The organism is Paenimyroides ceti (assembly GCF_030409925.1).
Window position 1 is genome coordinate 1 of the sequence record NZ_JAUFQU010000029.1, and the last position, 14,367, is coordinate 14,367.

Consider the following 14,367-nt stretch of genomic DNA (forward strand, 5'->3'; position numbering starts at 1 on the left):
TGTACGCTCTCTATATCCTTATTTTAACATTAGGAACCGCCTGGGTATACCGAAATAACGAAAGTCAACAAGTTGTAGCAAATTGTCATAAAGTACCACAAAAACACTTTGCAAAAGAAATAGTAAGTGTTGAGCAGATAGTTGAAAATCTCAACAAGATTTCTGCTGTATTACAACAAATCAATCCACAAATAACGGTACTATTTACCATTTCACCAGTACGCCATATAAAAGACGGATTTGTAGAAAATCAAAGAAGTAAAGCGCATCTTATTGCTGCTCTTCATCAATTTTTAGAAGAAAATCCATCAGACAAAAAATACTACTTCCCGTCTTATGAACTGATGATGGATGAATTGAGAGATTATCGGTTTTATAGTGCTGATATGCTGCATCCAAACGAACTGTCAGTTGAGTATATCTGGAATGCGTTTATTGAAAGCTGTGTGAGTTCTGAAAGTGCTGTACTTATGAAAAAGGTTAATGAGGTTCAGAAAGGCCTTGCGCACCGTCCCTTTAATCCATATTCGGAAAAACACCAGCAGTTTTTAGAAACTTTGGCTCAAAAATTGGACGAGTTATTAGAAAAGTATCCATTTATGAATTTTAGATAAGATGAAAAATAAATTTTTAAAAACAACGGTTTTTATCATTCTATTGCTTTTGGTAGGTATAGGATTAGACCGCTGGTACATCTCAAAATCAAAAGAAGCCATTGATTTAAAACCCGACACAGAAATTATACAGGAGCAGCTAAAAAATGTGAGCAAGCTGGTGGTAAATGAAGCGAAATTATCACAGGTATTTACTTACAAAGATCAGCAGTCTTATTTTATGAATCTTATTTCATTTGACAAAAAAGCGGTGGTCGTTGTCAATGCTGATGTACAGGTAATGTATGATTTGTCAAAGCTGGACTATCAGATAGATGAAGTGAATAAAGTAGTAAGGATTATTTCAATTCCGAAAGAAGAAATAAAGATTAATCCGGATATTAAAATATATGATGTAGAGCAGAGCAGGTTTAATACTTTTAAAGGGGAGGATTATAATAAAATCAACGAAAAAGTAAAAGCAGAGTTTTATACAAAAGTTTTGAAATCGAATATCACAACAAATGCCAAAAATCGTTTGATAAGCGAATTATCTAAGTTTTTAGTAGTGACTAATTCGTTGGGGTGGACACTTCAATATCAGGACATGGATATCAAACAACAAACCGACTTTGAGCAACCTTTGCAGTTATAAATATAAAAAAGCAGCCTGTGGCTGCTTTTTTAATGCTTTACTTTGTCTAATATCAGATCCAATCCAAAATCAATTAAATGTTTTATTTCAGTTCTTCTGTGTTTTACATCCTCGAGATGGTTGATGGCTCTGTTTTTAAGATCAGAAAGCTGATCTCTTTCAGCTATTTCTGTAAGCTCTACGGTAAGCAACCAGTCAGATGGATAACGTTCCTGTAAAGTATTTAATATTTCATTAAGATCGGTAGAGGTCTCTTTTCCTTCACGATAATCTCTTACCTGTTGATACATTTTTTCTAAATTAGCTCTTTCTTCATTCTTCTTTGCCTTTATGGTTTTTGAAGTGGGAACATGAGTAATCATATCAAAACTCTGTACATCAGCAGGTCCTGAAAAAGCGGAGACCACTTTTTTGCCAACGGCCATATCATAAATACCCCATTCCGGCTGAAATAAAACGGTATCACCGTGTGTTACAGTACAGTTTTTAAAGCTGATAAGGATAATTTCTCCTTGTAGATTTCTGGAACCTGTTATGATTTCTCCCATTACAGTAATGCCACCTTCAAAGTCTAAAGTCACCACTTCACCTTCATAAATATTGTAGGCTTTTAAATCTCTCGGACTCATATCTTCAATTGCGAGATTGATGCCTCTCAATCTTCCAATCGGGCTTCCGAAGCCCTCTGCATGATATTCGGTACTGTGGCCCACTAACTCTTTTTCTCTGTATGAAAGAGCCGTTTTTCCGGTAGTCTGAACATATACAGGTTTTCCTTCATTTTCTATCACATTGGTAAATACACCAGAAATCTGTAGTCCTGTACTCAACTCTATTGTAGCAAGAGCTTTTGATTCAATAACCTTTTTTATTCCCGTTAATCCTCCTGTACGCAGCGCCATTTTATTAGCAAATTCTTCTAATACAAGATTGAGGTGTGCAAAGTCTGGTGTTACATATAATTGCGGTTGTGGTTTAGTGATATCAAAACTCTGGTCTACAGCTTCAATACTGTAAGGTAATTTTTTAACCTGATCTGTCATACACCATTCACTTTCTCCGATAGAAGAAAGAAGTCCGGCGCCATAAATTTTTGGGTTATCAAGTGAGCCAATAAGTCCGTATTCAACAGTCCACCAATGCAGATTGCGTATCTGAGCCATTTCAGATAGCGCTCCCATATTGTTTTGAAGGTCATCTACCAATTTTTCTACACGGTCAATCTCATTCGGGTCTGCGTCTTCAGCCTCTTTTAAAATAGATAACAAACGGATGGCTTCATACATTTCATAATCCTTTGCAGATGAAATGGCTTTTGAACCTATTTCGCCAAAGCGTCTTAAATATTCTGCATATTCCGGGTTGGCGATGATTGGAGCATGTCCGGCACCTTCATGGATAATATCCGGAGCGGGAGTATATTCAATATTTTCAAGCTGTCGAATATCTGAAGCGATAACCAGTACATTATATGCCTGAAATTCCATAAAAGCATTCGGAGGTATAAAACCATCCACCGCAACAGCTGCCCAGCCAATCTCTTTTAAAATACGGTTCATACCGTACATGCTTGGAATATTTTCTACTGATATTCCGGTTTTTTTAAGACCTTCCAAATAAGATTCATGAGCTACACGCGAAAGATAATCTACATTTTTACGCATCACATATCTCCATACCGCCTGATTGATAGGGGTATATTCATCATAGTCTTGTGCTTTGATGAATTGTCTGAGATGATTGGGTAATTTTTCCAGTAAAGGATTGCTTTCAAAATGAGTGTCCATGAAAATAATATTGATTTTTTAATCTTAATTCAAAAATAGCCAAAACCTTTGAAATGAGTAAATTTTTAACCTTTTATTTATAGTTATTGAAAGTTAAATTGACTAAAAATGTTTTTAAAAATTTGGATGTTTCAAATTTAGTTGTAAATTAGCGTTCATATTTAACAATAAAATAATATAAATCTATTATGAAAAAAATTTTTTTATCTTTTGCAGCTTTAGCTTTAGTTGCAGTAGGAACGGTTTCTTGTGGTGGTGATGATAGTTCTCCGGTAAAACCAACAACTGATACACCAACAACAGACACACCAACAACTGATAATCCATCAACTGATACTCCAACTCCAGGAGCTTCTGGTAAATTTACATATGATGGTTCTGAATATCAATTGGATAATCAATATTTCTTGTTACACGGAAATGATGCTGGATCACCTTTAGTTGTAAATGCGGGAACTGTAGATGCTCCGGAATATGTTTCTTATTGGATTGGAGTAGCATATAATACAGAAGATGTTGCAACTGCACCTCATTATTATCAGTTTACTTTCACTATGCCAGTAGAGCAATCAGGTGAAGGTTTTACAATCTTATTTCCAAATGAAGTGGAAGATATTACTCCTTTAGGAATTTATGCTGAGTTAGATTTAGAACCATTAGATTTGACTGGTGTTAATGCAGCGGGTATAACATTTAATTCATTTGTTTATACTGAATCTGAAATGACTACAAATAATGCATCAGTTTTTGGTGTTGGAGAATCAGCTTTAATTTCTCACCAATTTAATGGAGAGTTTTTAGGAATTAGTGTTAGACCATTATTAGATGCTGCTGCTAAAGGATCTAAAGTAAACTATAGAATGGCTGCGCCTAAAAATTTGAAATCAGTTAATGAGATCAAAAATTTAAAAGTTCAACTTGCTAAGTAATTAGTTTAATTCCTTATAAAAAAAGGAGGTATTCGATTTGAATACCTCCTTTTTTAATTTAGTTACTTTAAAAAGAAATTTAATTATTTTTCTTTATTTGGTTTTCCAATTTTACAGGTGTTTTATCAACCTTTGCTTTCTTAATATCAACATCGTTTTTAGCTTGTTCAGTGGCGTTTTTGACAGCTTCTTTTGTTTCCTTAGTGCTTATTTCAACAGCCTTTTTAGTTTCCGTAGCTTTCTTCTCTGCTTTATTTACAGTGTTTTTAGCATCAGAAGCTGCTTTATTAGCTGCGCTTGTTGCCTCTTTTTTAACTTCTTCAGCGGTTGAGATTGCTTCTCCTTTGATGTTTGCTAAATCAGCTTTTGCAGCGTTTAATACACCTAATGCTGCCTTTTTTGCTTCTTCTGTAGTTGCATTGTCATATGCTTTTTGCGCTTCAGCTACTCTTGCTTCAATTGTTTCCAATGATTCTTCTGCATGCTCTTCTACTTTGTTTAAAGTGTCTTCTGTAGCATTTTCAATTGAATCTAATTTGTTGTCTAAATTTTCAGTAGGGGTATCTTTTTTACAAGAAGTAAATAATAATCCACCTGCAGCAATGATTGTCAAAACTGTTCTTTTCATAATATTAAATTTTATTTTATTAATTGCAAATTAAATAATTTTTTAGATTTTCTGAGGGAAATCTGCTAAAACTTTTTTCGTAAATTCTTTAATTCTCTCCTCTCTCTTTTTACTGTTATTGTTGAGGTAACCTGTACCTTTACCTTGCCATATAAGCTCTCTGTTTGAAGCTTTTAAAATGTCTATATATAGAATTCCTTCGGTACAGGTAGATACACTTTGATAACCCGGTCCCCACATCCATGGATTCCATCCCCAGCCACCGTAACCCCATCCACCATAAAAGGAGTTTACATGAACATTTTGTTTGGAATCTGTAAAGAGGTTGATTACTAAATCCGGATGATCACTTTTCGTATATCCTTTTGCTGTCATTTCCTGATCGATAGCATTTAAGATACGTTTTTTATCCAGATCGGATATTTTTAAATCATCAATTCCTTCCTTTAAGAAAGCATACGTTTTAAACTGAGCAAAGTTGACAGTGCTATCATAATCTGTAGCAACAGAAATACTGCTGCATGATCCCAATATAAGCAAGGCTAATAAGGGTATAAGACGAATTGTTTTCATGATATTTTAGTTTAAGAGGTTTTTATCTACAAAATTTGGTAAGGTAACCTTCAACAGTGGTTCTGCTTCCATTGCTCTTTGTATTGCAAAAATCGCACCATCATTTCTTGCCCAGCTGCGTCTTGAAATTCCATTATTAACATCCCAGAACAACATTGATTTTAATCGTTTTTGTGCTTCTTCAGTACCGTCTAACAACATTCCGAATCCGCCGTTGATTACTTCTCCCCAGCCTACACCACCACCATTGTGAATAGAAACCCAGGTTGCACCCCTGAAACTGTCTCCTATGACATTGTGAATGGCCATATCGGCTGTAAATCGGGATCCATCATAGATATTTGAGGTTTCTCTGTAAGGAGAATCGGTACCGGATACATCATGATGATCACGTCCTAATACTACCGGGCCAATTTTTCCATCCCGGATAGCATTGTTAAAGGCCTGTGCTATTTTTGTTCTTCCTTCTGCATCAGCGTAGAGAATACGTGCCTGTGAGCCTACTACCAATTTGTTTTGCTGTGCCCCTTTTATCCATTGGATATTGTCTTTCATTTGCTGTTGAATCTCTTCTGGAGAATTGTTGATCATCTCTTCTAAAACAGCACATGCAATGGTATCTGTTTTTTCAAGATCTTCTGGTTTTCCTGATGCACAAACCCAGCGGAAAGGTCCAAATCCATAATCAAAACACATAGGTCCCATAATATCCTGTACATAGGAAGGGTACCTGAAATCGATGCCATTTTCAGCCATTACATCTGCTCCGGCTCTTGATGCTTCCAGTAGAAAAGCATTTCCGTAATCAAAAAAGTAGGTTCCTTTAGCGGTATGTTTATTTATAGCCAAGGCATGTCTTCTTAATGTTTCCTGAACTTTTTCTTTGAAGAGTTCCGGATTATTTGCCATCATTTCATTGGCTTCTTCAAAAGAAATGCCTACAGGGTAATATCCACCTGCCCAAGGGTTGTGAAGTGAAGTTTGGTCTGATCCCAAATCAATATAAAGGTTTTCTTCATCAAATTTTTCCCATACATCCACAATGTTTCCGAGATAAGCAATAGAAATAGTTTCTTGCTTTTTTTGTGCTGTTTTAACTCGCTCTACCAGATCACTCAGGTTTTCGATAACTTCATGAATCCAGCCTTGCTCATGGCGAATTTTTGTTATTTTAGGATTTACTTCTGCACAAACCGTTATACATCCGGCAATTGTTCCTGCTTTTGGCTGTGCTCCACTCATTCCGCCTAATCCCGAAGTAACAAAAAGGCCTCCTTTGGGATTCTTATTAATTTTTCTAAACCCATTTAATACAGTGATTGTAGTGCCATGTACAATTCCCTGAGGACCAATATACATATAACTGCCGGCAGTCATTTGTCCGTATTGCGTAACACCCAAAGCATTGAATTTTTCCCAATCATCTGGTTTGGAGTAATTAGGAATCATCATTCCGTTGGTCACGACCACTCTTGGTGCATTTTTATGAGAAGGAAATAATCCCATTGGATGTCCGGAATACATAACCAAGGTTTGTTCATCTGTCATTTCTGAAAGATATTTCATGGTAAGTAAGTATTGTGCCCAGTTGCTGAATACCGCTCCGTTTCCTCCATAAGTGATAAGCTCATGCGGATGCTGAGCAACGGCATAGTCCAAATTGTTCTGAATCATCATCATGATGGATCTCGCTTGCAAAGATTTGCCCGGATATTCTTCAATCGGTCTTGCATACATTTTGTAGGTTGGACGAAGACGGTACATGTATATACGACCGTATTTTTCCAGTTCTTCCCTGAATTCTGGAATCAGAGTTGTATGGTGTTTAGCATCAAAATAACGAAGAGCATTTTTCAGGGCTAATTTTTTCTCTTCTTCATTTAGAATTTCTTTTCTTTTCGGAGCATGATTAATAGTTATATCGTATGCCTGAATAGCTGGCAATTCTTGTGGAATCCCTTGTTGTATTTCTTCTTTAAATGTCATCAGAGTATTTTTTACTTTGTATTTCCCGTTTTTTTATTAAATCCATAAGGACAGTGTTTACAGCCGTTTTTGCAGCAATAACCTCTTTTTAAAAGATATTTTTCAGTAAAGATTTTATAACCTTCTTTTGCGAAGTAATAGTCTTCTCCTTCAATGAGATTGTTGCGGTTGTAATTACTGTACATCCAACAAATTTAATAAAAATACATTATGGCAGGATTAGAATTAGATACTTAATAATTATTCAGCTTAATAAATACTTAAATTTGCAGTATGATTGTTGTTGTTAATAAATATCTGGTTCCTAAAGGTTATGCAGGAATAACTATTTTTCCTTTTATTCTTTTACGTTATAAAAGTTTAGAGCATAACTCTGTTTTTATGAATCACGAAAAAATTCATATAAGACAACAGATAGAAATGCTATTCGTGTTTTTCTATTTATGGTATGTTATAGAATTTTTTATTCGTTGGATATTGCTTTTTGATGCAAAGAAAGCCTATCGTGCTATATCTTTCGAAAAGGAGGCATATACCTTCGAAAATGAATTTGACTATCTTAACAAGAAAAAAATATTTTCATTTATAAAGTTTCTATGATTGAAATACAGCAAAAGAGTATTAACGAACAAGTCGTTTTTTTTAAAGAAAAGGACATTATTGTATATGTTAAAAGAGAAGACCGCCTGCATGAAGAGATCTCAGGAAATAAGTTTCGTAAACTCAAGTATAATCTTATGGAGGCGCAATCATTGGGGTATAATACACTTTTGACATTTGGAGGTGCTTATTCCAATCATATTGCTGCTGTTGCTGCTGCCGGGAAAACTTATGGCTTTGCTACTATCGGTGTGATCAGAGGAGAAGAGTTAAAAGACATTTTTTTAGAAAATCCGACTTTGAAAAAAGCGGCAGAGAATGGCATGAATTTTAAGTTCGTTTCCAGAACTGAATACAGACAGAAAGATCAGGAATATTTTATAGAGGAACTAAAAAAAGAATATAAGGATTTTTATCTGATTCCTGAAGGAGGAACCAATAATCTTGCTGTAAAAGGATGTGAAGAAATATTAACGGAGGAGGATTTTATATTTGATTATATATGTTGTGCTGTTGGAACCGGAGGTACTATTTCTGGTCTTATAAATGCTTCTTCTGAATCACAAATTATATTGGGTTTTCCTGTATTAAAAGGTGATTTTTTAGAAGCAGAAATCAAAAAGTATGCTAAAAAAGACAATTGGTCTTTGGTAACTGATTATCACTTTGGTGGTTATGCTAAAATAACGCCGGAATTAAAAGATTTTATCCATAAATTTACATTAAAATATTTAATACCTTTAGACCCGGTATATACCGCTAAAGTTTTTTATGGAATTTTTGATTTAATTGATAAAGACAGAATAAAAAAAGGAGCAAAAATTTTAGTAATTCACACAGGTGGATTACAAGGACTAAAATCAAACATACTTTTATAGGTTATGAAATATATAGTTTATACAATTTTACTTTTTTCTTTAGTAGCCTGCAGTGCTGCACATAACAGCAAAGTAAGAGATAATATTAATAAAGAGTACGGAGCAAATAAGAAAAAGAAAAAAACGCATACACCTTCAAAATCTGAAAGACCTAAGATAGAAGAAGCTGTATATGTAGAGGAGATCAAAGTTGTTGCTCCTGTGAGAAGCGTTGAAACGGAACAATTGACCGCTACTTCCGATGTAAGAGTTTCTAAAGACATTATTCTTGATTATATCGATATTTACAAAGATGCGGCAATGGAGAGTATGCGTGATTACGGGATACCGGCCAGTATAAAGTTGGCTCAGGGTATTTTGGAATCAGGTTCTGGTTCGGGGAGATTGTGTAATCTTGCAAATAATCATTTCGGTATTAAGTGTCATAACGTGTGGACAGGACCTTCTGTAAGTCATACAGATGATGCTCCGGATGAGTGTTTTAGAAAATATGATAATCCGTTTGAATCTTATAGGGATCATTCCTTATTCTTAACATCCCGTTCAAGATATAGTTTTTTATTCGAACTGGATAAAGGAGATTATGTTTCCTGGGCAAGAGGCTTGCGTAAAGCCGGATATGCTACAGATGTAAAATATCCTGATAAACTTATCGGTTTGATTGAGCGATATAATCTGTATGAATATGATAAGCAGGTACTGGGAGCAAAATACCATCCTGTTACACGGATTAATCCTGTGGCAGACGGTCAGAATTTCTATGCAGTAGAGAGCGGTGATACACTATTTGCTATTTCACGCAAGTTTAATATCAGTGTAGATGATTTGAAAAACTGGAACAGACTATCTTCCAATGTGATATCTGTCGGACAAATTTTAAAAGTTAAATCATAAATGTTATATCAAAGAAGCAGTCAGCTGTTTATTGAAGCAGAAAAAGTTATTCCAGGAGGTGTAAATTCTCCTGTAAGAGCATTTAAATCAGTAGGAGGTACTCCCATATATGTAAAAGAAGCTAAAGGAGCTTATTTGTTTGACGAGGATGGCAATAAATATATAGACTACATCAATTCATGGGGACCTATGCTATTGGGTCATTCTTATCCACCTGTTGTAAATGCAGTAATTGAAAAAGCAAAAAAAGGTACTTCTTTTGGTATGCCCACAGAAATTGAAACCGAGATTGCAGCTCTTGCTGTTTCTATGGTTCCTAATATTGATAAAATACGTTTTGTCAATTCCGGTACCGAGGCGTGTATGAGTGCGATTCGGCTTGCAAGAGGTTTTACAGGAAAAGAAAAAATAATAAAATTTAGAGGCTGTTACCACGGTCATTCAGATTCTTTTTTGATTTCGGCTGGCAGTGGTTTAAGTACTTTTGGAGTGCCAAACAGTCCGGGTGTTACAAAAGGAACAGCTCATGATACCTTATTGGCGGATTATAATAATATTGAATCAGTTAAGAATCTTTTTCTTGAAAATCCTGATGAAATTGCCTGTGTTATTATTGAGCCTGTGGCAGGAAATATGGGATGTGTACCACCTATAGAAGGTTTTCTGGAAAGTTTGCGAAAAGTTTGTAATGAAAACAAAGCTTTATTGATTTTTGATGAAGTTATGACAGGTTTCCGTTTAGCTAAAGGCGGTGCTCAGGAATTATTCGGGATTGCAGCGGATATTGTATGTTTTGGAAAAGTAATAGGAGGAGGGTTACCCGTTGGAGCTTTTGCTGCAAGAGCTGAGATAATGGACTATTTAGCGCCTGTAGGTCCTGTATATCAGGCAGGGACTTTATCTGGAAATCCTTTGGCAATGGCAGCCGGATTGGCGATGCTTACGGCTATAAATGAAGATGAAAAACTTTTTGAAAGATTGGAAGAAAAAGGTGCTTATCTTGAAAAAGGGCTTACAGAGGTATTATTAAAAAATAATAGAAAATTTGTCATTAACCGGATCGGTTCTATGATTTCAGTTTTCTTCTGTGAGAATAATGTGGTTGATTTTAATAGTGCTGCAAAAGCTGATACACCGGAATTTAAATCTTTCTTTCACGGACTATTGCAAAGAGGGATTTATATAGCGCCATCATCTTATGAAACCTGGTTTTTGACAGATGCTTTAACTTACGAAGATATAAATTTCACTATTGAAGCTGTTGCGTTGGCTACTCAGTCATAGTAATAATAAAAAAAAACACTCAATTTTATTGAGTGTTTTTTTTTATTAATTTAAATAGGCTGCTCCTGTAATGATGTTTAATAAACCTTCATTTTTAGCAAGCTCAGTATATTTTTCAGATCCTAAAACGATTCTGATTCTTTCCCTTACTCCTTGTGATATTTGTAAAATCTGATCGGAGTTTAGTTCCTGACTTAGATTTTTATATTTACTGTAAAGAATTTCCTTTAACTCTTTTGCCTGTTCTGTTGAAAGTTTTAATTGTTTATCCAATAAAATTACTTCTTTATCAGAGTAAATTCTTACTTCATTAGGATTTGATTGGAGATCTTTTAAAGGAACCAATTCTTGTGCACTCATATTTAAACCTAAAAAGAGAAACAAAACTGCAGTTATTATTTTTTTCATAAAAATTGACGATTGAGTTAATTTTCAAATATATATATTTTTTTTAAATGATGATTAAAAATAAAGCAGATATTTTAGGCTAAATATTCAATTATTTTAAATTCACCTTCTGTGCTGACTTTTGTTAGATTATGTGAAGCTAAAGCTTTTATTGCTTTGTCCCATTTTTTTCCACTCAAGGATGTCTTGATTTTTAATTCGTTGATTTCAAATTTATTTTCATTTTTCTCTAACAAAGAAATGATTAGTTTTTCATCTTCAGTCAACTCATAAGAAGGCGCAGTTTTTTCAGGACGCATTTGTGGGAAAAATAATACTTCCTGAATAGATGTCGTGTTGGTTAAAAACATGATGAGTCGATCCATACCAATGCCAAGACCTGATGTTGGAGGCATTCCATACTCCAAAGCTCTTAAGAAATCCTGATCAATAAACATTGCTTCATCATCTCCTTTTTCGGACAGCTTTAACTGGTCTTCAAAGCGTTCTCTCTGATCAATAGGGTCGTTTAATTCTGAATAAGCATTGGCAACTTCTTTACCACAAATCATCAATTCAAAACGTTCTGTTAGATCAGGGTTTTCACGATGTTGTTTTGTTAATGGAGACATTTCTTTGGGGTAGTCTGTAATAAAAGTTGGCTGAATGTAATTTCCTTCACATTTTGCGCCAAAGATTTCGTCAATAAGTTTTCCTTTCCCCATGGTGTCGTCAACAGCAATACCCATATTTTTTGCTGCTTCTCTGATTTCTTCTTCCGTTTTGCCGGTTATGTCAAAACCTGTGAATTCCTTAATAGAGTCTGTCATTGTTACTCTTTTAAAAGGAGCCTTGAAGCTGATCTCGTGATTTCCGAAAATGGCTTTTGTAGTATTGTTTACTTTTAAAGCACAATGTTCTAACAGACGTTCTGTAAAGTCCATCATCCAGTTATAGTCTTTGTAAGCAACATAAATTTCCATTACAGTGAATTCAGGATTGTGCGTTCTGTCCATTCCTTCGTTACGGAAATTTTTAGAAAATTCATACACACCATCAAAACCACCAACGATAAGTCTTTTCAGGTACAGTTCATTTGCGATTCTCAGATATAGAGGTATGTCAAGTGCATTATGATGTGTTGTGAATGGTCTGGCTGCAGCTCCTCCCGGTATCGATTGTAAAATCGGAGTTTCAACTTCCATATACCCTGCTTGGTTGAAAAAATCCCGCATTGCAGTAAACAATTTACTGCGTTTTATAAAAATATCTTTATTGGACGGATTTACGATCAGGTCTACGTATCGCATACGGTATCGTAATTCAGGATCCGTAAAGGCGTCAAAAGTATTTCCTTCTGCATCTGTTTTAGGAAAAGGTAATGGTCGTAAAACCTTGCTTAAAAGGGTTATGTTTTTTACACGTAAGGTTTTTTCTCCAACCTGGGTTGTAAATAACTCTCCTTCAATGCCGATAAAATCACCTAAGTCGATTAACTTCTTGAAAATTTCATTATATAACGTTTTGTCTTCTGTAGGACAAAGTTCATCACGGTTGATATATAATTGTATTCTTCCTTCGCTATCCTGTAGTTCAGCAAAAGACGCTTTTCCCTGAATACGGGCAGACATCAATCTTCCCGCAACTACAACCTTCTTTCCTTCTTCAAAAGTTTCCTTTATTTGCTTTGAAGTATGATCTACTGGAAACAAATTTGCCGGATAGGGATTGATGCCAAGTTCTTTCAACCTGCTCAATTTTTCTCTTCTGATGATTTCTTGTTCTGAAAGTTGCATATAAAATTATTTTTTAGGTTGCAAAAATACTAAATATTCGATAGTTAGTCAATTTATGAAAACTAAAATGTTTAAAAATAGTAGGAAAGATTGATATGTTGTAAATTTGTAGTTATAGTTCAATAGTATTTGATGATGAACAAGAAAATAAAAGTTACAGACCTGGGTTCGAAAGATTATCAGGAAACCTGGGATTTTCAGGAACAATTGTTTCAGGAAATCCTTTCAATTAAATCGGAAAATAAAAAGCATGATACTTTTAATGAAACGCCGAATCATTTATTGTTCGTAGAACATCCGCATGTGTATACCCTTGGCAAAAGTGGTGATGTCTCTAATCTCCTGATAGATGAAAAACAGTTAAAAGAGAAAGGAGCTTCATTTTATAAAATAAACCGGGGAGGTGATATTACCTATCACGGACCAGGACAGGTTGTAGGGTATCCTATTCTGGATCTTGAGAATTTCTTTACAGATATCCATAAATATTTAAGATTGCTTGAGGAGTCGGTTATTCTTACTTTGGAAGAATATGGAGTTAAAAGTGGTAGAAGTGAAGGGGAAACAGGAGTTTGGTTAGATGTTGGTACCCCTTTGCCAGAAAAATATGTGCCATGGGTGTACGGGCTTCCCGTTGGGTGACCATGCATGGATTTGCCCTCAATGTAAATTCTGATCTTGGTTATTTTGATCATATTATCCCTTGTGGGATAAGAGGAAAAGCAGTAGCTTCTCTGAATGTAGAATTAGGTGTTGATAAGGTGAATGAGGTGGAAGTAAAGGAAAAGATCAAAAACATTTTTCTCAATTGTTTGAAGCTTCTCTTGTATAATTATAGTATATTATTATAAATCAAGTTTTAATTGTTCGGGTAATAATCTAAAAGTTTTTCGATGGTATTTGCACGGACCGTATTCTAAAATGGCTGCCCGATGTTCTTTTGTGGGGTAGCCTTTATTTTTTTTCCAGTTATACATTGGGAATTCTTCGTGGATCTGATCCATATACTCATCTCTGTAGGTTTTAGCAATTATGGAAGCAGCAGCAATACTCAGATATTTGGAATCTCCTTTGATGATGCACTGGTGAGGTATTTCCTTGTAAGGTTTGAATTTATTTCCGTCTACAATTATAAAGTCAGGTTCTGTCTGAAGTTTGCTGATCGATAGCTGCATGGCCTTTATGGAAGCGTTCAGAATATTTATTTCGTCTATCTCGTTATTGTCTAAATGGTGGAAAGCAAATAAACTGGAATTACTTTCGATGTACTTTTTTAGTAAAGAACGTTTTTTAATGCTTAATTGTTTTGAGTCGTTTATTTCTTCCAAGATTAAATTATCGGTAAGAATAATGGCTGCTGCAGTAACCGGACCAGCG

At 35.0% G+C, this 14,367-nt stretch carries 15 protein-coding genes and 1 pseudogene; 8 read left to right on the forward strand and 8 right to left on the reverse strand.

Translation table 11 applies throughout. The features are described 5' to 3' along the window. Together QW060_RS19935 and QW060_RS19940 are read left to right on the forward strand one after the other, a co-directional pair. A partial coding sequence (locus QW060_RS19935; protein WP_290365009.1) for a GSCFA domain-containing protein occupies positions 1 to 614 on the forward strand: 614 nt, incomplete at its 5' end. A 1-nt stretch (position 615) separates the two neighbouring features. Beyond that, on the forward strand, positions 616 to 1,248 hold the full coding sequence (locus QW060_RS19940; protein WP_290364156.1) for a DUF4230 domain-containing protein: 633 nt from the start codon (positions 616 to 618) through the stop codon (positions 1,246 to 1,248). A 29-nt stretch (positions 1,249 to 1,277) separates the two neighbouring features. Here QW060_RS19940 and QW060_RS19945 read toward each other — a convergent pair whose 3' ends face one another. Continuing rightward, entirely contained in the window at positions 1,278 to 3,035 is a 1,758-nt protein-coding gene (locus QW060_RS19945; RefSeq protein ID WP_290364155.1) for an aromatic amino acid hydroxylase, read from the reverse strand. A 188-nt stretch (positions 3,036 to 3,223) separates the two neighbouring features. Here QW060_RS19945 and QW060_RS19950 point away from each other — a divergent pair, with 188 nt between their 5' ends. Further along, positions 3,224 to 3,964 (forward strand): hypothetical protein, encoded by a 741-nt coding sequence (locus QW060_RS19950; protein ID WP_290364154.1) that lies wholly within the window; start codon positions 3,224 to 3,226, stop codon positions 3,962 to 3,964. 79 nt (positions 3,965 to 4,043) lie between these two features. Here QW060_RS19950 and QW060_RS19955 read toward each other — a convergent pair whose 3' ends face one another. Genes QW060_RS19955 through QW060_RS19970 form a run of 4 tightly spaced genes read right to left on the reverse strand, consistent with a single transcriptional unit; the run spans position 4,044 to position 7,336 of the window. Further along, on the reverse strand, positions 4,044 to 4,592 hold the full coding sequence (locus tag QW060_RS19955) for a hypothetical protein (RefSeq protein ID WP_290364153.1): 549 nt from the start codon (positions 4,590 to 4,592) through the stop codon (positions 4,044 to 4,046). Between the two features lie 42 nt (positions 4,593 to 4,634). Further along, a complete protein-coding gene (locus QW060_RS19960; RefSeq protein ID WP_290364152.1) occupies positions 4,635 to 5,165 on the reverse strand; it encodes a DUF4136 domain-containing protein in 531 nt (176 codons plus the stop codon). A gap of 6 nt (positions 5,166 to 5,171) precedes the next feature. Continuing rightward, positions 5,172 to 7,151 (reverse strand): urocanate hydratase, encoded by a 1,980-nt coding sequence (locus QW060_RS19965; protein ID WP_290364151.1) that lies wholly within the window; start codon positions 7,149 to 7,151, stop codon positions 5,172 to 5,174. A gap of 11 nt (positions 7,152 to 7,162) precedes the next feature. Then, positions 7,163 to 7,336 carry a DUF5522 domain-containing protein gene (locus QW060_RS19970; protein WP_290364150.1) on the reverse strand — a complete coding sequence of 58 codons (174 nt, stop codon included), beginning with the start codon at positions 7,334 to 7,336 and terminating at the stop codon, positions 7,163 to 7,165. A 196-nt stretch (positions 7,337 to 7,532) separates the two neighbouring features. Here QW060_RS19970 and QW060_RS19975 point away from each other — a divergent pair, with 196 nt between their 5' ends. Genes QW060_RS19975 through hemL form a run of 4 tightly spaced genes read left to right on the forward strand, consistent with a single transcriptional unit; the run spans position 7,533 to position 10,807 of the window. Continuing rightward, positions 7,533 to 7,751, forward strand: a complete 219-nt coding sequence (locus QW060_RS19975) for a hypothetical protein (protein WP_317623179.1) — start codon at positions 7,533 to 7,535, stop codon at positions 7,749 to 7,751. Beyond that, on the forward strand, positions 7,748 to 8,629 hold the full coding sequence (locus QW060_RS19980) for a 1-aminocyclopropane-1-carboxylate deaminase/D-cysteine desulfhydrase (protein ID WP_290364149.1): 882 nt from the start codon (positions 7,748 to 7,750) through the stop codon (positions 8,627 to 8,629). Before QW060_RS19975 ends, QW060_RS19980 begins: the two co-directional genes overlap by 4 nt. Before the next feature lie 3 nt (positions 8,630 to 8,632). Then, complete coding sequence (locus tag QW060_RS19985; protein ID WP_290364148.1) at positions 8,633 to 9,523, forward strand: glucosaminidase domain-containing protein; 891 nt, start codon at positions 8,633 to 8,635, stop codon at positions 9,521 to 9,523. Beyond that, positions 9,524 to 10,807 carry a glutamate-1-semialdehyde 2,1-aminomutase gene (gene hemL, locus QW060_RS19990; protein ID WP_290364147.1) on the forward strand — a complete coding sequence of 428 codons (1,284 nt, stop codon included), beginning with the start codon at positions 9,524 to 9,526 and terminating at the stop codon, positions 10,805 to 10,807. A 45-nt stretch (positions 10,808 to 10,852) separates the two neighbouring features. Here the strand turns inward: hemL and QW060_RS19995 are convergent, their stop codons facing one another. Both QW060_RS19995 and lysS read right to left on the reverse strand, forming a co-directional pair. Further along, positions 10,853 to 11,215 carry a hypothetical protein gene (locus tag QW060_RS19995; protein ID WP_290364146.1) on the reverse strand — a complete coding sequence of 121 codons (363 nt, stop codon included), beginning with the start codon at positions 11,213 to 11,215 and terminating at the stop codon, positions 10,853 to 10,855. Positions 11,216 to 11,289: 74 nt separating this feature from the next. Then, the gene (gene lysS, locus QW060_RS20000; protein WP_290364145.1) at positions 11,290 to 12,990 is read right to left on the reverse strand and encodes a lysine--tRNA ligase; all 1,701 of its coding nucleotides are present in this window, start codon (positions 12,988 to 12,990) and stop codon (positions 11,290 to 11,292) included. A gap of 135 nt (positions 12,991 to 13,125) precedes the next feature. Here lysS and lipB point away from each other — a divergent pair. Next, a pseudogene (lipB, locus tag QW060_RS20005) lies at positions 13,126 to 13,822 on the forward strand (lipoyl(octanoyl) transferase LipB). A 13-nt stretch (positions 13,823 to 13,835) separates the two neighbouring features. On the opposite strand, the gene QW060_RS20010 reads toward lipB, so the two are convergent. Beyond that, the coding region (locus QW060_RS20010; RefSeq protein ID WP_290365010.1) for a ribonuclease HII at positions 13,836 to 14,367 on the reverse strand (532 nt) is incomplete at its 5' end.